Raw genomic sequence first — 21,951 nt, 5'->3', positions numbered from 1 at the left:
GTGAGACGTACGACGATCGGCCCGGGCCAGCGCCACCCAGGCCACCGCCGTCGACCGGGATGGGCGAGAGTGGGGAGGTGACCCCTCGTTCGACGATCGCCGTCCCGCCGCCCGCGCTCACCCCCCGGCCCCAGACCCCGGTGGCGGACGTGGGCGACCTTGTCGCCCGCGATCGGCGGGTGGTCTGGCATCCGTATGCTTCGGTATCCGGCTCCACGCCGCTCTTCCCGGTCGCATCCGCCGCGGGGACCCGGCTGACGTTGACCGACGGCCGGGAATTGATCGACGGGATGTCGTCGTGGTGGGCGGCGATTCACGGCTACCGGCATCCCGTGCTCGACGAGGCGGTGCGCGGGCAGCTCGAGACGATGTCCCATGTGATGTTCGGCGGTCTGACCCATGAGCCGGCGGTGGCCCTCGCCGAGACCCTCGTGGCGATCACGCCGGATCCGTTGCGGCGGGTCTTCCCGTGCGATTCGGGTTCCGTCGCCGTCGAGGTCGCGATCAAGATGGCGCTGCAGTACTGGATCGGGCGGGGCCGGCCGGGCCGGACGCGCCTGCTCACCATCCGACGCGGCTACCACGGCGACACCTCGGGCGCGATGGCGGTCTGTGATCCGGACGCGGGCATGCATCACCTGTTCAGCCACCTGCTGCCCCGTCATCTGTTCGCCTCCGCCCCGGCCTGCGCCTTCGACGAGCCGTGTGAGGACGCTCACGTCGCCGAGATCGAGGGGCTGCTGGCCGGGCACGCCGACGAGATCGCGGCGGTCATCTGCGAGCCTGTCGTGCAGGGCACCGGAGCCATGCGGTGGTACGCGCCGGGCTGGCTGGCGCGGCTGCGCGAGCTGTGCGACCACTACGGGGTGCTGCTGATCGCCGACGAGATCGCGGTCGGGTTCGGCCGCTCGGGCGAGCTGTTCGGCTGCGACCATGCCGGCATCAGCCCCGACATCATGTGCGTGGGCAAGGCGATGACCGGTGGCTACCTGTCCATGGCCGCGACGCTGTGCACCGACGAGGTCGCGGCGGGCGTCTGCGACTCGCCGGCCGGCACGTTCATGCACGGCCCCACGTTCATGGGCAACCCCCTGGCGAGCGCGGTCGCGAACGCCAGCATCGACCTGCTCCTCTCCTCGCCCTGGCAGGCTCGGGTGCGCGAGATCTCCGCCGGGCTCTCCGCCGGGCTCGCCCCGGCTGCCGACCTGCCCGGGGTCGCCGACGTGCGGGTACTCGGCGCCATCGGGGTGATCGAGACGCGGGAGCCCGTCGACATGACCGTGATCCAGCCGCTGTTGGTGGATCTCGGGGTCTGGGTCCGCCCGTTCGGACGGTTGGTCTACACGATGCCGCCGTTCATCATCTCCCCCGCCGACGTGGCCACCCTGGCCGCCGCGATGGTCGAGGCGGTCGCCCGTACCACCTGATCGCCGCGTTACTGGTTCGTCCGCGTTACTGGTTCGTCCGCGTTACCGGTTCGTCCGCGTTACCGGTTCGTCCGCGTTACCGGTTCGTCCGCGTTACCGACGCGTCGGTCCCTACGCCGCCGCCAGGTGTCAGGAGCGGACGGCGGGCATCGAGCTGGTCCCTCGGCGGTCCCTCCCTCGGCCGTCCTTGGTCTCCGGGCGGCGGACGTGCCGTTTCCCGGGCGTGTCGGATGTGGTCTCTCGGCGGTGTCCCGCAGCCGACGCGACCGGGCGGCCCGTCGTGACGCCTCCTTCGGCCCGGCATTCGTCGTCGCAGGTCAGGTGCCATTTCCTGGGCAACTATCGCGCGCGTGCCGGGGAGAAAACACGGCTCGGCGACGCCGCGAACGGCTAAGAACCGGCATTCGGACGGTTGCGAATTGGCGAAGCGCCTTCGTACTCTTCGTTCTCGAAGATTCACCGTAAGTAGCAGCGACCAGGTTGGATTCACCGGGCGGTTCCGGCCGGGTACGGCCGTGGACAAGAACGAGGAAGGCCATCCACCAATGCCGTTACGCATACGACTGGCGCGGGGCGCGGGTTCCGTTCTGGTGGGCACCCTTCGGCGTGGCTGGCGGCGAGTCCGCGGGGTGACCACGCGGGGAGCGGACACGACTGCCCGGACCGGTCGCGGGGCGGCACGAGGCGAAGCGTCCGCACCTCCCGCGAGCGCCGAACCCGTCGGCCCCCGGATGATCGGCCCTCCGCCGTTGGGCCCTCGCCTGGCCGGCGCCCACGTCACGGAACCTCGCCTGGCCGGCCCTCGCCTGGCCGTGCTGCGCCTGCTCGGCCACGGCTGGATGCTGTGGCGCGCGCCCGGGGGGTTGATGCGGCGGGGGTTCATCGTAGTCTTCTGCTGGCTGAGCATGGCCGGGTTCGCGGCGGCGGGTCTGCGTCCGCGATGGACCGACCTCGCGGCCTTCGCCACCTTCGTTGTTCTCGGGGCGCTGGCCGTGGTGGCGTCCGGACGGCTGGGTGAGGATCTGACCGTTCCCGGGGCCCGACGTCATGACCTGCTGTCCACCTGGACGGTGGCGGCGGCGGTCCTGCTGCCGCCGTTCTACCCGGCGGTTGTCAGCCTGCCGCTGTGCTGGCTCGCCGGCCGTCGTGATCCAGTACAGCCGCCGCATCTGCGCGTGTTCCACGCCGCGGCGTTGGGCATCGCGGGCTTCTGTGCCTCCAGCGTCCATCTGCTGCTTAGCCCCGATCGAGGGCCGTCCACCGTCGACAACCTCGTCGGGTCCGGCGTCGCGGTGCTGGCCTTCCTCGCCGCGGTTGCGGTTTACCCGGTCGTGGCGAGGCTGACCGTGATGGGGATGAGGCTGACCGTGATGGGGATGGCGACGTCCGACGGTCGGGAGAGCCTCGATTCGTGCTCCGGTGTGGCGGCCGGTCCAGCCCGGCCGGGCTGGCCGGACCGGACCGGGGTCGTCCCGTCACCTGTCATCCCAGCCCGGACCCCGCTCCGGCATGCGTGCCGCGACCTCGTGCCCGCGCAGGCCGCCGAGATCTGCTCGTCGATCGTGGTCGCGGTGCTGTGGGTGGCGAACCCGTTGCTCATGCTGGCGATCACGCCCCCCGTCCTGCTGCTGCAACGCAGCCTGTTGCACGCCGAGCTCCTGCATGCCGCGCGGTCCGACGCGAAGACCCGGCTGGCCAACCCGGCGTACTGGCGCCGGGTGGCGGAACGCGAGATCAACCGGGCCTGCCAGGTGGGGCGTCCGCTGTCGGTGCTCCTGGTCGACATCGACCACTTCAAGCGGGTCAATGACAGGTTTGGTCATCTCATCGGGGACGTCATTCTGATCGCGGTGGCGGACGCGCTGCGGGCGGCCACCCGCCCCCGGGATCTCGTCGGACGGTTCGGGGGCGAGGAGTTCGTGGTGCTGCTCACCGAGGTCGAGCTGGAGAACGCGGCCGATGTCGCGGAACGGATCCGCCGCCAAGTCGCCGGAACCCACTGCCGGCTGGAGGGCCGGCCTCCCCTGTCGGTGACCGTGTCCGTGGGAGTCGCGACACATCACGGCCCCCGCGGCGACCTCGCCGGTCTCATCGCCCGTGCGGACTCCGCGCTCTACCGGGCCAAGGCCGATGGTCGTAACCGGGTACGGCTCGCCGGGCCGGTCTACAGCTCCGTCCGAGGCCGCTGCGGGCTCCGCTGAGGCCGCTGCGGGCCCCGCTGATGCCAGGTGGCCGGTGTGCCGATCAGGCGGCGCGCGCCGCCCGGATCGTGTTGCGCAGCAGGAGCATCGTGGTGACCGGTCCCACGCCGCCCGGCACCGGGGTGAGGGCGCCCGCCACGGACGAGACGGCCGCGGCGTCCACGTCACCGACCTGCCCGGTCTCGGTCACGACGGTGCCGACGTCGATGACGGTCGCACCCGGGCGGACGAAGCCGGCGCCGACGAGGCGGGGATGGCCGGTGGCGGACACGATGATGTCGGCCTCGTGGGCGATGCTCACCAGTCCCTTGGTCCGGGAGTGGCAGATCGTCACGGTCGCGTCCTCGGCGAGCAACAGCAGCGAGACCGGCTTGCCGACCACTGGGCCGCGGCCGATCACGCATACCCGGGCGCCGGACATCGGGATGCGGGCCCGGGTGAGGATCTCCACCACCGCGGCGGCGGTGGCCGGCGCGAAGCTCGGCAGACCCAGCGCGAGCCGGCCGAGACTGCTCGGGTTCATCCCGTCGACGTCCTTGGCCGTCGGAATGTGCTCGCCGACCTCGCGGGAGGTCAGCCCGCCTGGCAGCGGCGTCTGGACGATGATCCCGTGCATGGTCGGATCGGCGGCGACGGTGTCGATCGTGTCGAGGATCGCCGCAGGCTCGCCCTTCGGCTCATGCAGCACACAGTGCACGCCGACCTTGCCCGCGGTCCGTTCGATGATCTCGGCATAGGAATACGCTGCCGGATCCGCGGTCGGCAGGACCACCGCCAGGGTCGGCGTGACTCCCGCCGCAGCCAGCCTCTCGGCCTCGTCGACCACGTACCTGCCGATCTCGGCGGCCATCGACCGCCCGTCGAGCATCCTCATGTGCCGTTCCGATCCTCGTCGTTCTCGTGGTCTGGCTCCCGTGGCCCTGCGGTCCTGATGGTCCTCCGGGCCGTTCCGCACGTCCGGGCCGTTCCGCACGGACAAGTCACCGCTGTCCGCAGGCCTTTCCCGCACTCGCGCGGGTTATGCCGCCCTGGCCCACCACGCGAAACCTGGGGAAGGCCCGGGATGCGCCGGCGCAGCGAGCGAGCGGCGGCGGACACGGTTGTACCGTAGCAAGGCGCGTGGGCAGCTAACCTGCGCGGGGGAGCACGCCAGGGCGGCTCGGTGCACTCGGTTCCAGAACGCTCGGTTCCAGGCCGCTCGGTTCCAGACCGGTCGGTTCTCGTGCCTCGGATTTTCGGAATAACGGATCCTCCCGGGGAAATCCTTCCGGAAGAGGCCCGCCCCTGTGCGGTGGTGCAGCCGAGGTGGGCGATTGCCGAGCGGAAATCCGTGTATTACTAGATATGATCTTCCCGGTTCGGGGTGATGGTGGCAGGTGGTGCGGTCCGGCGGAGTGGGCTGGCCGGTCGTCGACGTTCGCGATCGTTCGAGTCGGCCGGCGCTCGCGGCACGTAGCGGCCCGCTCCTCGCTGTGACATCTACGGACGGCCGGAGCGACGCACCTGAAACGACGCACCTGAAACGACGCACCTGGCCGGAAGCGTCCGGTGCCCGCTACGCCGCATCCCGAGCCACCCGCCACACTGGCTGTGCTCAGGAACTTCGGCAGGCTTGCCGGATGTAGCGATATGAATGCGACATTCGTCCTGCTGCGATGAGTCCACGGAACTTGATGTCAGGTAGGTAGCGAGGGTATATCATCACCATTTTCCCGAGTTTATTGTCCTGCTTCTCTTCTCGGCCACCATGGAGACGTCCCGTCCTTGACCACGACGTGGAGTATCGAGATGAAGTCATCCGCCCGCACGACCATCCGTGCGATTCTTCTGGTTTCATTCCTGGCCGCCGACTCTCCGCGACCGGGGAGTTTCCCTCGTTGAGGGCACGTCAGCTTCGGTGAGTGCTTGGACGATTGGGATATCGGGTGACAAAACAGGACGGTTCAGCTCACCGATGGCTGGAGACGGACGGACGTCCACGACTTCGTCTTGCTTTTCATGACCGGATCACCGTCGGGCCGGGGGTCGTCCGGCAGATACTGGTCAAGCAGGTGGGGCTGACGGTCGAGGAGGCGTTTGGAGGTGATCGATAGTGTCTAAGGTGGTATCGGTGCTGGTCCGCCGGGACGGCCCCTGCTGGTCGGCCTGGTCGCCGCAGTGTCCTGGTCTGGTGGCCGCCGAGACGACCGCCGAGGAGATGCGTGCCGCGTTGCCGGACCTGATCGCCTGGTACTTCGACGGGGACCCCGACGTCAACCTCCGGATCCACCTTGAGCTGGAGGTGCGCGGTGTCATCGTCCGGATCGCGCAGGATGCCGACGCCTGGGAACGGCAGCTGGTCGCCGAGCGTCTGGGCGCGGCCTTGGGCATGGACAGTCAGGCGGAACAACTGCGCGCCGTGCGGGCGAACGCCGCGGGCGAGGTGGTGTATGCCTGTGCGCTGCCGTCGGACCAGATCTCCTGGCTGACCGGGCAGATGGACGACGAGGACGATGCGGTCGTCGTCGCGCTTCCGGCGACGGAGAGCGAACTGTGGACCTTGCAGTTTGACGCGCTCCGGCGGCGAGGTGAAAAAGCGCCGGGTGCCGGCTACCGGCCGGAGGCAACCTTTGATGAGATCATGGCGACGTTCGCCGGGCCACGCCTCCAGCTCAGCGCATGACAGCCCGGCCCCGCGCCGGTCGGCCCCCGCCGGTGAGCGCCCGCGTGACGGCGGGAATCTCCGCCCTTCGGGCGGAGAGGATGTCAACGGGGGAGATCGCGCAGGATGAGGTCGAGGCCCGCGAGGAACTGGGCCTCGTTCTCCTCCCGTAGATGGGGTGCCGCATCGGAGAGATCCGGGTGGTGTTCGGCCGGCGGGCGTACCGCCGCGACCGGGCCGCCGCGGGCGCCGGCCCCCTCCCGTTCCACGGCCCGGGCGAGCTGGCGGGCCTCGCTGAGGGTGTGGCCGAGGGTGTAGAAGAGCAGCGTCTGGTAGACGTTGGCGGCGTCGGCCGGATCCATGCCTGCGCGGTGAAGCTGGGCGACCGCGTGATCGGCCCGCTCCCAGTAGGCGCCCACCCCGGGCGGGCGGCGCAGCACCAGCGGCGCCAGGGTCGGATGCGCCAGCAGGGAGCGTCGGAGCTGACGGAAGTTTTCCCGGATGTCCCGGCGGGGGTCGTCGGTCTCCGGCAGCTCCTCCACCCCGCGGATCACCGTGTCCGTCAGCGCGTCGAGCAGCGCGTTCTTCGTCGCGAAATGTCGGTACATCGCCGTGGGATCCACGTCGAGGAACGCGCCGAGGGCCCGCATGCTGAACGCGCCCGCGCCGTGCGTGTCCACGACCTCCATCGCTGCCGCCAGCAGCACCTCCCGGGACAGCGTGCCCCGTGGGGTCCGCCGGGACCCGACCCGCCGACCTCGCCGCCTACCGGTGTCCGCGTCGGCGGTTCCGATGTCTTCTGGCTCGTCATCGTCGGTGCCGGGATCGTCGGTGCCGGCGTCACCCTCCCGGGTGTCCTCGGAGCCTGGGCTCTCGTCGTCGGACCGGGGCGCCTTGGGATCGTTGGTCTCATCGTCGATGGCATCATGATAGTCAACGATGTTGACGCCGTCCCGCGGCTCGTGATGGTCTACTCCTCGGCCCAGGTTTCGCGCACCGGCCCGTTGCTACGGCGCTGCACCCGCACCCCTCGATAGCCCGGTCGCCAGCTTTCCAGCACGATCTCCCCGGCCGGCTCGTCGACGCTCGTGCGGACCACCTCGGTGAGCTCGACGCGGAAGAGGTCGAACGGCGTCGGCGGGCCGACCTCGGTGGCGAAGGAGGCCAGGACCTCCTCATCGTTGATCCACCGGGCCCGCCCGGAGACGCGGATGTCGCCGCCGGCCAGGTCCTGGCCCGGCCCGGGATTGGCGGCCAGGGCGAAGCGGGGGTCGCGACGCAGGTCCCGGGACTTGCGCGCATCCGGCATGCTCCCGAGCCACAGCTCCCCGAACCGGAAGTTCGTCTCGATTCCGCTCGTGCGCGGGGAGCCGTCGGCACGCACGGTAGCCAGGATGTGATGGCGGAATGCCGCGAACCGGGTGCGCGCGGTCTTGGCGAGGGCGGGTTGCGCGGCCTCGAAGTCGCGCCAGGATGTCGTCACCGCGCCATCGTGACCTGAAAACTCTGCCATCTGCTGTCCTGGTTCACGGCTAGGCTTCCCAGACGTGCGATCGAGCCGGCTCACCGCGTTGCTCCTGCATCTGCAGGCCGTGCGGCGGGCCCGACTGACGCCGACGGCTGGCGGGAGGTGGAGCTCGCGACGGAGGGGCTCCAGGTGGCGCTCAGCCAACTGTGTGTCCTGGCGGACGGGGTCGTGGTGCTCGCCCCCGCCGAGTTGCGCACCGCCTTCGCCGAGGTGGGTCGACGCATGGCGGAGAACAATATGGCGGGGAACAGTGCTGCCGCGGCGGTGGGGAGCAACGCTACCGTCGCGGGAGATCGGGAGATGCCGGTGAAGGAGGTCGCGCCATAAGTACCGGTGGGCTGCTAGTTGTCGCTCTGGTGATGGCCGTCGGCCTGGTCGGCGTCGTCCTCCCGGTACTGCCGGGCCTCGTCCTGGTCTGGGGCGCGGGTCTGTGGTGGGTGATCGCGGACGGTGGGGGAGTCGGTCGCTGGATCGTGCTGGCGCTCATGACCGCGCTGTTCGTGATCGGGGCGCTCACCAAGTACGTCCTGCCGGCTCGGGCTACGGCCGGTCGGGGGGTGCCGTGGCCCAGCCTGGCCATCGGCGCGGTGTGCGCGATCATCGGCTTCTTTGTGGTGCCGGTCGTCGGGCTCCTGATCGGTGGAGTGGTCGGGATCTACCTGGCCGAGCTGGCGCGGCTGGGGGATGCGCGAGCGGCGGGCCGCACGACCTGGGCCGCGATCGTCGCTTTCGGGGTCGGTGTGGTCGTGGAGCTCGCAGCCGGCGTCGCGATGGTGCTCGTCTGGTTGGTCGGCGAGTTCGTCGCGTGATGACACGTGACGACTCATGGCGATTCGTAACGATTCATAACGATTAGTGACGTCGCGCTGCTGCTTCCGGTCTTCCGGAGTCCGCGCGTCCCGATCCGGGGAGTCGGCCGGCCCCGAGCCTGGTGGGCCGGCCTCCCGACGGCGCCCTCCGCTGCATGATCGCTATGTTAAGTAGGGGTAACCATTTCCGGTGCTCCGTGGTTGCCGCCTCGTCCGTCGTGTGCGGCTGTTAGCATCGTCCGAGTGATGCTGATGGAACGTCTCCTGACGGATCTCAATGGTGGATGGCGAATGTTCCACTCCGAATTTCACCGGGCTATCGGATCGAACTCCGGATGAGTGATCCGGGGCGGACCTGCCGAAAATCTCAGAAATTCATACGATATTTTTTCCATTATTGTTCAGAGTGGCCGTGGTCAAAGTCGCGGTTCCTTTTTATGTCACATTCCTCCGGGGCTCCGCAGTGGTACCGGGCGCGCCCGCGGAGTCACCGGCCGATGCGGCGTCCGTTCTTTCCCCCGATGTCCTTCCCTTCTATGTCCTTCCCTTCGACGTCGAAGGATCGTGTGGAGGCAGCCGGCAGCCGGCAGCCGGCAGCCGGGTTCCGCAGCCGCGGTCTGGTCGAGGCCTGACGACGTGACCGGGAAACGTAGCGCGCAGGCTCCGTCCTTGAGGGCGGGGAGGATGCCAAGAGAGGAGACCGTCCCGTGCGTGTCCTGGTGATCGGATTCGGGCAGGCGTTGCTCAACCAGCTGGGTTCGGCGCTGCCGCCGGGCAGTGTCACCCTCGTCGAGGACCCGGATCTGATCGACCGGCGGCGGGTGCGGCCGGCTGTCGAGAAGCTGCCCTGCGTGGCGGCCCTGCTCCCGGCGGCCTACCACCAGAGCGAGGACTTCCTCCCCGTCGTGCTCGCCGCGGCGGCCACCGGGGGACCCTTTACCGCCGTCGTCCCGGCCCTGGAGTACAGCGTCCCCGCCGCGGCCTTGGCCGCGGCCGCACTGGGCCTGCCGGGCGCGGGAGTCGGGGCCGCCCGATGCCTGTCGGACAAGATCGAACTGCGCCGGGCGGCGACGGCTGCGGGCATCGCGACCCCGCGCTGGCGGGAGGTCTTCGGCCCGGATGACCTCGCGGCCTTCGGGGTGGAGAGCCCGGTGGTGCTCAAGCCCGCCAACCGGCACGGCAGCCTCGGCGTGCAGATCCTCGACGCGGTGGAGGACGGGCCGCTCGACCTGGCGGCCATCTGGTCGGCGACGGTCGCCGCCCTCGACGATGGCGCGCTTCCCAACCGCCCGTTGCACTGGCGCTACCTGGTGGAGAGCCGGATGGTCGGCGCGGAGTTCAGCGTGGAGGCGCTGGTGCGCGACGGCGTGCCGAGCTTCGTCAACGTGACGGCGAAGCGGGTGCTGCCCGGGCGGCACCCGGTCGAGACCGGGCACGTCGTGCCGGCCCCCGGACCCGCGGCCAGGACCGCCGTGCTGAGCCGCGCGTTGACGCGTCTCATCGCGGCGATCGGCTTCCGGGACGGCATCCTGCACGCCGAATGGATGCTGACCGCCCGCTGCCCGGACGACCCGGTGCTCATCGAGTGCGCCGGGCGGATCCCCGGTGACAGTCTGGTCGAACTCATCGACCTGGCCTACGGAACCTCGCTGGCCGCGGACTACCTGGAGATCCTTTCCGGAGGGCGGCCCGCGCCGGCCGCGGTGGCGAGCGCCGCCGCGGCGATCCGCTTCCTGAGTGCCTCACCCGGTCGGGTCGACGCGGTCGACGGCGTCGAGGTCGCGCGGGCGGTGCCCGGGGTGCGGCGGGTGGCGCTGGCGGTCACCCCGGGCACGTCCATCCCGCCGCTGCGCTCGTCGGGCGACCGCATCGGCGAGGTGTTGGCGGTCGGCCCGACCCCGATGGACGCCGAGGCCACGGCGGCACGCGCCGCTGGGCTGGTGCGCGTGGCGGCGGCAGGGGCTCCGTTCGGCGCGGCTGTCATGCGGATCTAATTCCGTTGCCGCCGTCGCTCACCCTGATTATGAACACGTAAACGGCTGCCCGATCGGCACGTCGCGTACCCGCGCTATCCCGGGCTCCGCGTCCTGGTCGCATAATGCCGAGGTGGAACGCGCCAGCGAGAAATCGGATAGACGATTCTTGGCCTGTGGGTCGGCGTCCGGCGGGTGAGTACGGACATCGCCGTCGATCTGTCTGCGGCTGCTGCTTCCAGGCTCTCCCCGCGGCCGTGTTCCGCTTTTCCGTGCCTTTCTCCTCGTTGGCCGATGGGGGCCGATGGGGGCGCCGTGGCGGGTGCCGCCGTCGCGGCGGGGGTGCCGGTGTCGGGGGTGCCGGGCCGGCGCGGTCGCGACCTGGTCACCGGATGACCGGGGTTACCGGATGACCGGGTCGACGGTTCTCATCCAGAATCCGACGGTGGTGCAGCCGGCCGAGACGTCGGTGTTCCTGGCACCCCGTCCGTCCTACGACCCGGTCCGGGCCGCGGCCGAGTCCGCCGCGGTGCGAGCGGCGCTCGCCGACCTCGGGGCCCGTCCCTGTGCCCCGTCCGAGATCCTCGCGGCGCTGCCCCGGGAGGTCCTGATCGAGCTCGCCGTCCGCGCGGTCAGCGCTGAGGACGACCTGCGAATGGCCGCCGCCCGCGAGGCGCTCCACGACTGGTCGGCGCCGGCGCTGGTGCCGGTGGTGCTGCGCCAGCCGCGGCTGCTGCTCGACCCCGGCGCCGCCCGCGGCGTGATCGGTCCCGACCAGGCGGACGAGAGCTACGCCCTGCGTCCCCTGGCCGGGTTGATGTTTCCCCGTGATCATTATGTCGATCTCGGTGAAGCGGTCGCGGTCGGCCGGTTGCGGCGCCGGGACCGGGCCCGCGAGACGGTCGTCATGGCGGCCGTGCTGCGCGGGTTGCGGGGCCGATCGGCCGAGGTCCGCGTCCCGGAGCCGCTGTTCCTGGAAGGCGGGGATCTGGTGAGCTGCGGCGATGTGGCCGTCCTCGGCACCGGTTGGCGGACCAGCCCGGCGGTCTGGGGGCTGTTGCGTCCGCATCTGTTGGCCAGCTTCGGTCACGTGGTGCGGGTCCGCGACGAGCTGCGGCGTGACGGCCAGCCCCATCTGAACTCCTGGCTCGGCCTCGGCCCGGGGATCGCCCTCGTCGCCGCCGATCGGCTGCACGCCCCGGCGGTGGTGGAACGCGACGGCGTCGCCGGCCGGGAGACGACGCTGGTCGACGCCCTGCGAACGATCAATCTCGCCGTCTGTCCGCTGGCACCGGACATGGTCGCGGCCTTCGCCGCGGGGGTGTTCTTCCTGCCGGCCTTCGCGCCGCCGGAATCGGTCCTCCGGTCGGAATCGGTCCTCCGGTCGGAACCGGCCGCCCTGGTATCCACGGCGAGTGCGCCCTGGACCGAACCGGTGCTGTCGCGGTTCGGGATCCAGACCGTCGCGGTGCCGTTCGACGAACATCACAAGCAGTTCGGCAGCCTGCACCGGGCGCTCAACACCGTCCCGCTGCGCTGATGGCATGGCGCTTGCGGTGGGACTAAAAGGCTTGCATGGTGATGATTCACGTCCGCCAGGTGCCGGAGGAGACCCTCACCATCCTCAAGGTCCGTGCCGCGCGCGGGCCGGTCATTGCAGCAGTATGTGCTGCAGCTGCTGGAGGGCGAGGCGGTGACGCTCACGGCCGAGGAAGCCGCGGACCAGGCCCGATCGATCGACTTCCGCGGCACGGTGACCGCGACCGACGTCGTGGACGCGATAGCGCGGATGTGCGCGGACCGTGGATGATCGTCCTGGACACCTCCGCGCTGGTGTAGTTTCTGGTCGGCACGAATGACGTCGCCGACGTGGTCCGTGCCCTGGCCACCCGGGAGCGGATCGCCGTGCCGCACGCGGTCGACCTGGGATGCGCCTCGACGCTGCGCGGCCTCGCCCGCGGTGTGAAGCTGCCCGAGGGCGAAGCATCACGTGCCCTGGAACTGCTTGGTCGCATGAACCTGCGACGCTATGGCCACGCCCCGCTCCTCCCCCGGATCTGGGAACTACGCCACAACATGTGGCCCTACGACGCCGCCTACATCGCGCTCGCGGAAACCCTGAACGCCGACCTTGTCACGGCCGACCGAAAACTCGGCCGCGTTCCGGGTCTCCGCTGCACCGTCCGTGACCTCCAGAACGGGCCGTGAACGCTCCGACCGGACCCGGCTCGCCTCCAGCCCGAGCCCCAGCCCGGTCGGGTGGGAGTCGAACCATCAGCGTCGGCTTGCGGGGTGTCGGCTTGCGGGGTGTCGGCTTGCGGGGTGTCGGCTTGCGGCATGCTACCGGCATGCCTGATTCGCGGATCAGCCTGGCCGATGCCCTGGAACTGACGCGGACCGGCGACCTGTGGCTGTTCCGCGGCCGCACGGCGGCGGACCGGGCGATCCAGACGACGGCCAACAGCCCGGTGAACCATGTCGGCATGGCGGTGGTCGTTGACGATCTTCCGCTGCTGATGTGGCACGCCGAGCTGGGGAAATCGTCGCCGGACGTCCTGGGCGGGCACGCATCAGCGCGGCGTGCAGTTGCACGACCTGCGTGCGGCGGTGGAGGTCTGGGCACGCCGTTTCCGTTTTGGAGCGGTTCTGGAGCGGTGACGACCTGCGTCTGTCCGGAGGCTTCGTGCTGGGCGGGGAGATCGTCGTGGACGTGGACGACTCTGCCTAGCGTCGCGTCTGCCTAGCGTCGCGTCCGGTGGGTCCGTGCGGCGGCCGTTGACCAGGATTCGGTTCCTTGTCTTTCCAGAGCCTTTCGTGCCCGATTTATCCCTCAGGATAGGCAGGATGCGTCTGGGGGGATGCCGTCGTCACGGGGGTGCCGTCCAGGTGCGGCACGGTGATCGCGGTGACCAGCAGGCCGCGGGCCGAGAGCCAACGACCGTCGAAGCCGGTCAGCTCACCGCCGGCCAGCCGTGGTCCCGCCACCAGGAGTTTCGCGGTGAAGGTGCCCCGGGCTGCCGGGCTCGGTGCCGGCGGGCCCATAGGTGCGGTGCCCGGGTGGATCACGAGGGCGGCGTCCCCGAAGCCGAGCCAACGTTCCGCCAACGGGTACCACGCCTTGTAGACAGACTCCTTGGCGCTGAACAGCAGCCGGTCCCAGCAGACGGCCGGGCGGGTGCGGGTGAGGGCCGCGAGCCAGCCCGCCTCGACGGGAACGGTGATCTCCTTCAGCACCCCGCCGGGTGTGGGCTCGTTCGGCTCGGCGTCGATGCCGATGGTGTGGACCTCCGCAGCCCGGGCCACCGCAGCCGCCCGGTAGCCGGCGCAGTGGGTGATGCTTCCCACCACTCCGTCCGGCCAGCCGGGTGCGCCGCGGGAACCGGGCAGGATCGGCGCCGCCGGAAGTCCGAGCCCCTCCAGCGCGCGATGCGCGCATACCCGGGCGGTGGTGAACTCGCGGCGCCTCTTGTCGACCGCGCGGCTCAGCAGCGCAGCTTCCTCGGGGAACAGCACGGCCGAGGGATCGTCCTCAAACGCCTCGACGGCGACGGCCGCGGCGGGCAGCAGGCTCGCGAGCAGGCGCGGATCCACCCTCTTTACTCCGGTACCCGCTACTCCGGTAGCCGTTCCTGACGTCGAAGCCGGCGCTCCCGGCGGCGCCGAGCCTGCCCCCGGCGCCAATCTCGATCCCGGCGTGGAACTCGATCCTGGCATCGCGCTCAGTCCCGGCGGGCCGGCGGTGCGGGGAAGGGCAGGATCTGCCGTAGCCCGGACCATGACGTGCCCCACGCCGCGCGTTCCCGAGGGTAGCCCATCGAGACCTCCTCAAAGCGGACGTCGTCGTACCAGGTGGTGCGGGGAATGTGCAGATGACCGTAGACGACAGCGCTGGCCCGGAACCGCGTGTGCCAGTCAGCCGTGCTCGTGGTGCCGCACCACAGCGCGAATGTGGGGTACCGCAGTACCGCGGTGGGCTGACGGACGAGCGGCCAGTGGTTGACGAGCACCGTTGGCATTGTCGGATCGATGTCGCCGAGGCGCGTCCGGGTCTGCGCGACCCGGGCCTGGCACCAGGCGTCGATGGTGGGATACGGGTCCGGATGCAGCACCCATTCGTCGGTGCATACGATCCCGCTTTCCCGGGCCCGGGCCAGCGCCTCCTCCTTCGTCGCCGTTTCGGCGGGCCGAAAGGTGTAGTCGTAGAGCACGAACAACGGCGCTACGACAACCGGGCCGCCCGCGCCCTCCCAGACCGGATAAGGGTCCTCCGGGGTGACGACGCCCAGCCCGCGGGCGATCTCCACGAGATGCCGGTAGCGTTGTTCGCCGCGCAGCTGCACCGGGTCCTGCTTGGGAGTCCACAGCTCGTGATTCCCCGGCACCCAGACAACCTTCGCGAAACGCCCGCTGAGCTGCTTGAACGTCGTCTCGATATCGGCGATCGTCTCGGCGACGTCACCGGCGAGGATCAGCCAGTCGTCGGATGATCCGGGTGCGATGTCCTCCACCATCCGCCGGTTCTCGGGGTAGGCGACATGCACGTCACTGACGGCCAGCAGCCGCCCGGGCGAAACCGGGGAATCCGTCCGGGACACAGGGCGAAGCCTACCGGCGCGGCCACCGGCGTGTCCGCCGGATGAAAATGCTGTTCCTGTGTTCAAGATGGCGCCGGGTGGGCATCCTGATCGAGGATCATCGCGAGGGATCGGTGACGATCCCTCGAGGACGACACGATGAGCCGACGGATCCGGCCGATCTTGCGGGAGCGGGCAGCGATGAACGACAGCGGGCAGCGATGAGTGACAGCGTCGGAATCGGGCTGCTCGTCGCCCTCGGGGTTCTCGTCGTGATCGTTCTGGCGCTGGCCGTGGCCGCGCTGGTCGCCGTCCGGAAGTACCGGCTGCCGCTGCGGGGCCTCGTGGCGACCCTGGCGGGCCTCGCCTACGTCATCTCCCCGGTGGACGCCGTCCCGGAGATTCCGCTGGGGCCGATCGGCCTGATCGACGACATCACCGTGATCATCGCGACCGTGGTCTACCTGCGTGGCCTGATCGCCGCGCGGCGGGGCCTGGACCCGGCCGGGATCGATCCATCCGGCCGGGCACCCCACCCGATGCCGCGGCAGCCTCCGCCGCCTCGGGTATCAGGCCGGCGCCGCGGTGCCCGCTGAGCAGGCTGCCGGGGCTGGCTGGAACACCGGGGCCGGCCCCGGTGTTGCCCGCGACATGACTTCTGTCACCTTCGCGATCACCTGGGATTACCGTTGCCCGTTCGCCCGCAACGCACATGAACACGTTTTGACTGGTCTCGCGGCCGGTGCCGACTGGCACGTCACCTTTCTCCCGTTCTCGCTGGGGCAGGCGCACGTGGAGGAGGGGCAACCCAGCGTCTGGGAGAAGCCCGAGCAGGACTCCGGGATCCTCGCCCTGCAGGCCGGCGTCGTCGTCCGCGACGAATACCCGGATCTGTTCCCCGCCGCGCACCGGGCGCTGTTCGCGGCGCGTCACGACGAGGGCCGTCACCTGGAGGACCGGGCGGTCATCCGGGAGACGCTCGCGGGGGTGGGGCTGCCCGCCGACGAGGTGCTTGCCCGGGTTGACGATGACGCTCTCGACAAGGTCCGCGCCGAGCACGAGCAGTACGTCGCCTCACATACCGTCTGGGGCGTGCCGACCTGGATCGCCGGTGATCAGGCCGTGTTCGTCCGGCTGATGAACCGTGCGCCGTTCGGTGCCGACCCGGCGGGTTCCATCCGTGCGGTGGAGCGCATCGTCGATCTGGTGACCGGTTGGCCCGAGTTGAACGAGTTCAAGCACACGTCCATCCCACGCTGATCTTCCACGCCGGTTCGGTCCGTCCCGGTACACCCACGGCGCCGGGGATAGCGGCCGCGCCGCCCGGCGGTGTCAGACGTTCAAGCCGCGTCAGGTGCTCAGGTCACGTGAGGTGCCCAGGCCGCGTCAGACGTCCAGGCCGTAGCTGCGGGCGATCGCAGCCAGGCCGCTGACCCCACCCTGGCCGAGCGCCCGGAAGCGCCAGCCGTCCTGATCCCGGTAGAGCTCACCGAACAACATCGAGGTGTCCCGCGCGGCGGCGGTGGTGAGGTCGTACCGCACCAGCTCGTCATCGGTCGACGCGTTGACGACCCGGATATAGGCGTCGGTCACGTCGCCGAAACTCTGGTGTCGATAGTCGGCGTTGTGGATGCTGACCGGGAAGACGATGCGCGTTATTGCGCTGGACAGCAGGTCGAGACGCACCTCGATCTGTTCGTCGTCGCCCGCACCCTCACCGGTGAGGTTGTCACCGCGGTGCACGATCTCGCCGCGCGGACTGCTGAGGTTGTTGTAGTAGATGAAATAGCTGCGGTTGGGAGCTCGCCCGTCCGCCTGCAGGGCAATGGCGCTCGCGTCCAGGTCGAACTCCTCCGATCCGGGAGCATTCGGATCCCAGCCGAGGCCGACGGTGATGTGTGTCAGGCCGTCGGTGGCTCCGGTGAGCGCGACGCTTCCACCCTTGACGACGTCAATGCCCACGGTTCTCCGATCCCACGACGTTCTCCGGCCCGGCGGTCCCGGCCGGTGCGATGTTCGCGATACGTGACTACCCAAGCACATGCGCGTGTCGCTGGTGCGCGCATCCAGGAGACTGTCCCGACCAGTCCCGACCAGTCCCGGCCGGTCCTGCTGGTCGCGAGCGGCGACGGGTGTCCGACGACCGGTAGCCTACTGGGGAGGAATGGTCACCGACCGATTGGTGTCGGCATCGTTGCGCAGTCTCCAGGATCGTGGCCGGGGACGGACCGCGGCCACCGGCGGCATCGGCCGGCCCGAATTGGCTAACGTCGGCAACTGTGGATCGACTACCGCTGCTTGTCGGGTCCGGCGACATCGCTCGGGCGCTGGGTCTGACCCGCCAGGCGGTCGACCATCGGCTCCGGGTCGATCCGGCCGCGCCGAGCCCGGCCGCGGTGGTAAATCGCACCGCCACCTGGGGCGGGACCCGGATCTGGTGGCGAGCGGAGATTGATCGTTGGCTTCGGCTCGAACCCGAGCACTGGGAAGTGCGCTGAGGGAGGTCGCCGGGAAAACGCACTGACGGAAATCTGACGGAAAGCAGAGAGGCCAGCCCAGGGCATCCGGTGGCCGGCGGTGGACGTCCGCGGAACGTGGGGCGTGGGACGTGCTCGATGGACCGGCCTACCCGCCACGTCCGTGTTGAACGATCGTTATTGAACGATCATTGAGGAAACCGGGCGGGTGGCCATCGCCATGCCGCCGGTCGGCTGATAGCGTCTGATGCTACCGTCCGCCGGGTGACGGTAGGTTCGGGGGCGCATGGTGCTGGCTTTTAAGGGTACCCGATGAAGAACTACTTCTTCATCTCCTATGCGGCAGATGAGGATCGGCGCTGGGTGCAGCGCTTTCACGCCGATCTCGAGTACGAGCTGCGGGTTCAGGTCGGCTCCGCGGTGGGCGGAATCCTGGACACCCGTCCGCGTCCCGGCATGGACGCCGACCTGGCCCTGGCTGCCGGCGCCGGCGGAACCCGCGTGATGGTGGCGCTCTGTTCCGATCCCTTTTTCAGGGACGCCTGGTGCGGGCGCGAGTGGGAGGTCTTCCATTCGCGCATCGAAAATTTCAGCAAGGCCGGTGCGACCAGACTGGAGGACGGTTTCCTCCGGGTGCTGTGGCGTCCGACGCAGGATCCCGTCCCGGCGGTCGCGACGAGGGATCTCGCGGACGCGAGCGCGGGACTCCCCGACACCTATCGCCAGCGCGGCCTGCTCTGGATGATGCGCAAGATGCTGCTCGGGACGGGCGGGTACTACTGGTTCGTCCGCATGCTCGCGGCGCGGATCGTCGCGGCCCAGCAGATCACCCTGGACCCGGTGCCCGACCTCGCGGTGCGCCGCGCAGCCGCGGCCTTCGGCTCCCACCCCGGCTCGTCCGGGGACCCGTCGGAAGCGATGCCCCCCTTCCTTCCGCTGGCCGGGTCCGTGAACGGGAACGTGAACGGGAACGGGAACGGGAGAGCCGGTTTCCGGACCCACGGCGACGGCGACGAGGCGCGGCGCGCGGCTTCGATCGGGACGGCACCCCCCGTGCCCACGCCGACGACCACCTCCCGCCGAACCATGCCGCCGGTGGCGTCTCACGTACCGCCGCCGCAGACGCCGCTGGCGGAGGTCTCCCGTCTGGTCGCCATCAGCTACGTCGGCGCCGACCAGGAGTGGGCGGACTGGCTCGAATACCTGCTGCGCCGCGGCTCCCACCGGGTCGTGCAGGTCAGATGGGCGCAGAGTAGAGGTGAGCGGCTGGCCGAGACGGTTGACCGCATCGCCGCGCGCCGGCCGGATGTCACCGTGGCCCTGCTGTCGCGGCACTACCGGTCGCCCCGCCCGGAGAACCCCGGTGAGACCGAGATCGAGGCGTGGGAGCGGCTGGGGCTGGCGGGACCGCTCGAGAATCAGGTCATCCGGGCGGTCATCGACCGCGAACCGTTACCCGAGCCGCTGCGGACGCTGCCGAAGCTGGATCTGAGCCGGTTCGAGCCGACCGCGGTCGACGGCCTGCTGGCGGGGATACGGGCGGGAGCCCGGCGATGAACGCCTACGCCCGGCCCGGTCGCCGGCCCGGCGATGCGCCCCCGGTGTGGCGCAGCCGCCGGGAGAACGAGCTGTTCGCCGGTCGTGACGACGAGCTGGAACGCATCTGGGACGGCCTGGCCCGGCATCGGCGGGTGGTGCTGGTGCCGGAGGGGGACCAGTCCGACATCGGGGAGACCGAGCTCGCCGGCGAGTACCAGCATCGGTTCAAGCTGCGCTACGACGTCTCGTGGTGGGTGGACTGCTCGACGACCGCCGCCGTCCCCGGGCAGATCGGCGAGCTCTACGAGCGGGCCCGCACCGAACTTCCCGGCCCCCCTCCGGGCGCGGCCGACGCCGGGCCGGAGTCCACCGCGGGATGGTTGGTCATCTTCGCGGGTGTGGGCAGTCCGGACGAGGTGGCGGAGTTCCTGCCCGACGGCGAGGCGCATGTGATCATCATCGCCGACCGCGCCGTGGGCGCCTGGCGGGACCGGACGATGCCCATCGGGCCATTGCGTCGTCGCGAGTCGGTCATGCTGCTCACCAGCGCGGCGCCGATGGTCGACCCGGCCACCGCCGCCCAGCTGGGGGAGTTGGTCGGACACCGGCCCGCCCTGCTCGCGGAGATCGCCGGGTACCTGATCCGCGAGGCGGTCGTGTCGCCGGAACTGTGTCGGCGCCTGCTGGAGATGGCGGCGTCGCGGCCGACGCCGGCCGTCCGGGACGCCGCCGGCGGTGACCAGTCGTCCCGGGCCCAGGCGATGCGTGGTTCCGGAACCCCCGCCGGGGCCGTGTCCGGGGCCGTGTCCGGGGCCGTGTCCGGGGCCGTGTCCGGGGCTGCCGTCATGGTCGCAGGCGAGGTACGTGACCCGGTGGGGCGCGACGCGGCGCGGGCACCATCGATTCCTGTGATCAACAAGCACGGCTGGCCCCCCCGGGAGGTCGACGAGCTCGTCGCGGCCCTGATGCGGGTGGAGTACATCGCTGACCTGGCCGGTTTCGACCACTGGTTCGACGAGCTGACGCGGATCCTCGGTCGCACGATCGCGCTGACCTCCCCGGTTGTCGCGGTCCGCCTGACCACGCTGGTCAGCGAGGCGGTCGGCCAGCCCGATCCCGGCATGCTCGACGCCTTGCTGCAGGCCCTCGAACTGGTCGCGCCGCGCGACGACCGGTCCGTCGTGGACTTCCGGCGCTTGGTGACCGAGCTGCAATCCCGCTGGAGCGGCGCGGGCTCGGCGCTGCCCGGTGTGTCATCACCGGTGCCCGCGTACCAGCTTCCCTCCTGGCCACCGCTGCTGTCTGGAGTGCCCTCCTCGCCCCCGCCCAGCCACGGGCCGTCGGGCACCCCGACCTACTACTTCTTCACCAGCCACGCACACCGCGACGACCGGGATCGCGTGGCCATCTTCCATCGGGAGCTCGAGCTGGAGCTGCGCCGCAAGGTCCGGCGCCGGATCCGGCCGACGGGATTCTTCGACGCCGACCGGCTGGGCGGCGGGGAGCACTGGCCGACCTCGCTGCGCGACGCGGTGCGCACGGCTCCGGTGCTGGTCGCGCTGTGGTGTGACGACTACTTTGAGAGCGACTGGTGCGGCCGGGAGTTCGGCGTTTTTCAGGAACGTATCCGCCGGGCGACCAACCCGGGCGGGAACCCGCCGTCCGGGATCATTCCCGTGCCCTGGCTGCGGCGGGACGCCGAGGTACCCGAGGCAGCCCGTGAACTCCACATCGCGCATATGGAGCTTGGTCGTCAATATGACAACCTTCCGGTCCTGGATTTGATGCGCCATCCCGCCGCCTTCGCGGAGTATGTAAGTCTGCTGGCCTACCGGGTCATGGATGTCGCTCGCGACCAGCTGCCGCCGTTGGAGGCCGAGGCGACGGAGCTCGTCCGTTCCCCGTTCCACCATCAGCCGTGAGCTGCACGGAGCCGTGATGAGCTGCACGAACACCCCACGGCCGGCACCCGGCGGCAGCGCGCCGCGACCGTCCCGGAGTACCCGGATCCCCGCGGTGAAGAATATGGTCCGACCTGTGCGAGCTGCCGTGGACGTGGGAGGCCCGGGTGCGATGGTAGGGCAGAGGCCCTGCGCCGAAAAACGGCGTGAGGGGGACCTGTGACACCGTTCTTTCTGGTCCATCACGCGCTCGCCGGCGGTGACAGCAGCTATGTCGAACGTTTCTTCGGAGATGTACAGAATGCGGTTTACGAGCGCCTCGGCTATCGTGAGGTGTTCACTGGCGAGGCGGCAGGCGCGGCGGAGTCCTCGCCGGCGACGAGGGGCCGGTCTAATCCCGATGCGCTCCTGGCGCCGGTGATGGTGGCGCTGTACTCGGACGCCTACTTCACCGACCACCAGTGCCTGCTGGAGTGGTCGCTGTTCCGGGAACGGCTGCGGTGGCACCACCATTTCACCGGTCGGAGCTCTCCGGCGCTGGTCGGTGTCCCCTGGTCCATCCGATCGGTACCCGTGCCGGCTCAGATCGCGGAGGCGGGGATGCTTGTCGGCGACTTCGGCGCGGGCTACACGGCGAGCGGCGCGTTACAGCTGATCCGGACCGCTTCCGCCTCGGTCTGGTACCAGCAGTTGACCGAACGGGTCAGTGAACTGATCGTGCGTGCCCGCGGCGACGAGCCGCCGGCACTGTCCACGCGTGACGTGGAGTTCGTCGAGCGGTCGGGGCGGACGGACTGGGTGTCGGCCGGTCGGGGCCGGGGCACCCGCTGGTCTGCCGGCAGCTCCGCGACGCTGCTGATCCCCCCGGCTCCCCTGGTCCC

The 21,951-nt window shown here is 70.2% G+C and carries 22 protein-coding genes; 16 read left to right on the top strand and 6 right to left on the bottom strand.

All coding sequences use genetic code 11. The features are described 5' to 3' along the window. Window positions 1-140: 140 nt before the first annotated feature. Together bioA and AC08OO_RS03940 are read left to right on the top strand one after the other, a co-directional pair. Window positions 141-1,427, top strand: coding sequence for an adenosylmethionine--8-amino-7-oxononanoate transaminase (gene bioA / locus AC08OO_RS03945; RefSeq protein ID WP_476609085.1), 1,287 nt, complete (start codon window positions 141-143; stop codon window positions 1,425-1,427). 749 nt (window positions 1,428-2,176) lie between these two features. Continuing rightward, window positions 2,177-3,628 carry a sensor domain-containing diguanylate cyclase gene (locus AC08OO_RS03940; RefSeq protein WP_476618245.1) on the top strand — a complete coding sequence of 484 codons (1,452 nt, stop codon included), beginning with the start codon at window positions 2,177-2,179 and terminating at the stop codon, window positions 3,626-3,628. Window positions 3,629-3,671: 43 nt separating this feature from the next. On the opposite strand, the gene AC08OO_RS03935 is transcribed toward AC08OO_RS03940, so the two are convergent. After that, a complete protein-coding gene (locus AC08OO_RS03935; RefSeq protein WP_476609069.1) occupies window positions 3,672-4,502 on the bottom strand; it encodes a bifunctional 5,10-methylenetetrahydrofolate dehydrogenase/5,10-methenyltetrahydrofolate cyclohydrolase in 831 nt (276 codons plus the stop codon). 1,027 nt (window positions 4,503-5,529) lie between these two features. Here AC08OO_RS03935 and AC08OO_RS03930 point away from each other — a divergent pair. Then, window positions 5,530-5,721, top strand: coding sequence for a type II toxin-antitoxin system HicA family toxin (locus AC08OO_RS03930; protein ID WP_476609070.1), 192 nt, complete (start codon window positions 5,530-5,532; stop codon window positions 5,719-5,721). Beyond that, window positions 5,721-6,290 carry a hypothetical protein gene (locus AC08OO_RS03925; RefSeq protein ID WP_476609071.1) on the top strand — a complete coding sequence of 190 codons (570 nt, stop codon included), beginning with the start codon at window positions 5,721-5,723 and terminating at the stop codon, window positions 6,288-6,290. The genes AC08OO_RS03930 and AC08OO_RS03925 overlap by 1 nt, the downstream gene beginning before the upstream one ends. Window positions 6,291-6,373: 83 nt before the next feature. Here the strand turns inward: AC08OO_RS03925 and AC08OO_RS03920 are convergent, their stop codons facing one another. After that, window positions 6,374-6,976 carry a TetR/AcrR family transcriptional regulator gene (locus tag AC08OO_RS03920; RefSeq protein WP_011435934.1) on the bottom strand — a complete coding sequence of 201 codons (603 nt, stop codon included), beginning with the start codon at window positions 6,974-6,976 and terminating at the stop codon, window positions 6,374-6,376. 263 nt (window positions 6,977-7,239) lie between these two features. Beyond that, the gene (locus AC08OO_RS03915) at window positions 7,240-7,782 is read right to left on the bottom strand and encodes a pyridoxamine 5'-phosphate oxidase family protein (protein ID WP_476609072.1); all 543 of its coding nucleotides are present in this window, start codon (window positions 7,780-7,782) and stop codon (window positions 7,240-7,242) included. Between AC08OO_RS03915 and AC08OO_RS03910 the strand changes: the two genes are divergently transcribed. From AC08OO_RS03910 to AC08OO_RS03885, 6 genes are all read left to right on the top strand, one after another. Continuing rightward, window positions 7,783-8,124: a WCX domain-containing protein gene (locus AC08OO_RS03910; protein ID WP_476608584.1), complete on the top strand. Its 342-nt coding sequence runs from the start codon at window positions 7,783-7,785 to the stop codon at window positions 8,122-8,124. A 32-nt stretch (window positions 8,125-8,156) separates the two neighbouring features. Beyond that, window positions 8,157-8,606 (top strand): DUF456 domain-containing protein, encoded by a 450-nt coding sequence (locus AC08OO_RS03905; RefSeq protein ID WP_083494794.1) that lies wholly within the window; start codon window positions 8,157-8,159, stop codon window positions 8,604-8,606. A 707-nt stretch (window positions 8,607-9,313) separates the two neighbouring features. Then, on the top strand, window positions 9,314-10,600 hold the full coding sequence (locus AC08OO_RS03900; protein ID WP_051623832.1) for an ATP-grasp domain-containing protein: 1,287 nt from the start codon (window positions 9,314-9,316) through the stop codon (window positions 10,598-10,600). Between the two features lie 388 nt (window positions 10,601-10,988). After that, a complete protein-coding gene (locus tag AC08OO_RS03895) occupies window positions 10,989-12,119 on the top strand; it encodes an arginine deiminase family protein (RefSeq protein ID WP_476618244.1) in 1,131 nt (376 codons plus the stop codon). Between the two features lie 126 nt (window positions 12,120-12,245). Then, on the top strand, window positions 12,246-12,389 hold the full coding sequence (locus AC08OO_RS03890; RefSeq protein WP_476618243.1) for a hypothetical protein: 144 nt from the start codon (window positions 12,246-12,248) through the stop codon (window positions 12,387-12,389). A 59-nt stretch (window positions 12,390-12,448) separates the two neighbouring features. Further along, window positions 12,449-12,787, top strand: a complete 339-nt coding sequence (locus tag AC08OO_RS03885) for a type II toxin-antitoxin system VapC family toxin (protein WP_476618242.1) — start codon at window positions 12,449-12,451, stop codon at window positions 12,785-12,787. 615 nt (window positions 12,788-13,402) lie between these two features. Here the strand turns inward: AC08OO_RS03885 and AC08OO_RS03880 are convergent. Next, window positions 13,403-14,158: a 4'-phosphopantetheinyl transferase family protein gene (locus tag AC08OO_RS03880; protein ID WP_476608221.1), complete on the bottom strand. Its 756-nt coding sequence runs from the start codon at window positions 14,156-14,158 to the stop codon at window positions 13,403-13,405. Window positions 14,159-14,298: 140 nt separating this feature from the next. After that, window positions 14,299-15,174 (bottom strand): metallophosphoesterase family protein, encoded by an 876-nt coding sequence (locus AC08OO_RS03875; RefSeq protein WP_476608219.1) that lies wholly within the window; start codon window positions 15,172-15,174, stop codon window positions 14,299-14,301. A gap of 200 nt (window positions 15,175-15,374) precedes the next feature. Here AC08OO_RS03875 and AC08OO_RS03870 point away from each other — a divergent pair, with 200 nt between their 5' ends. Together AC08OO_RS03870 and AC08OO_RS03865 are read left to right on the top strand one after the other, a co-directional pair. Beyond that, on the top strand, window positions 15,375-15,749 hold the full coding sequence (locus tag AC08OO_RS03870) for a YkvA family protein (protein ID WP_476618241.1): 375 nt from the start codon (window positions 15,375-15,377) through the stop codon (window positions 15,747-15,749). A 55-nt stretch (window positions 15,750-15,804) separates the two neighbouring features. Then, complete coding sequence (locus AC08OO_RS03865; protein ID WP_476618240.1) at window positions 15,805-16,413, top strand: DsbA family protein; 609 nt, start codon at window positions 15,805-15,807, stop codon at window positions 16,411-16,413. 126 nt (window positions 16,414-16,539) lie between these two features. Here the strand turns inward: AC08OO_RS03865 and AC08OO_RS03860 are convergent, their stop codons facing one another. Then, the gene (locus tag AC08OO_RS03860; RefSeq protein ID WP_023840490.1) at window positions 16,540-17,115 is read right to left on the bottom strand and encodes a TerD family protein; all 576 of its coding nucleotides are present in this window, start codon (window positions 17,113-17,115) and stop codon (window positions 16,540-16,542) included. A 317-nt stretch (window positions 17,116-17,432) separates the two neighbouring features. Between AC08OO_RS03860 and AC08OO_RS03855 the strand changes: the two genes are divergently transcribed. The 4 genes from AC08OO_RS03855 to AC08OO_RS03840 form a co-directional block, all read left to right on the top strand. Next, on the top strand, window positions 17,433-17,651 hold the full coding sequence (locus AC08OO_RS03855; RefSeq protein ID WP_462186578.1) for a hypothetical protein: 219 nt from the start codon (window positions 17,433-17,435) through the stop codon (window positions 17,649-17,651). Between the two features lie 291 nt (window positions 17,652-17,942). Further along, window positions 17,943-19,187 (top strand): TIR domain-containing protein, encoded by a 1,245-nt coding sequence (locus AC08OO_RS03850; protein WP_476609081.1) that lies wholly within the window; start codon window positions 17,943-17,945, stop codon window positions 19,185-19,187. Then, the gene (locus AC08OO_RS03845; protein WP_476609082.1) at window positions 19,184-21,091 is read left to right on the top strand and encodes a TIR domain-containing protein; all 1,908 of its coding nucleotides are present in this window, start codon (window positions 19,184-19,186) and stop codon (window positions 21,089-21,091) included. Before AC08OO_RS03850 ends, AC08OO_RS03845 begins: the two co-directional genes overlap by 4 nt. A 198-nt stretch (window positions 21,092-21,289) precedes the next feature. Next, the coding region (locus AC08OO_RS03840; protein ID WP_476618239.1) for a hypothetical protein at window positions 21,290-21,951 on the top strand (662 nt) is incomplete at its 3' end.

The organism is Frankia sp. CeCAU1 (assembly GCF_977971845.1).
Note: the sequence above shows the minus strand (reverse complement) of the source record. Positions and strands in the feature narration are given on the sequence as shown.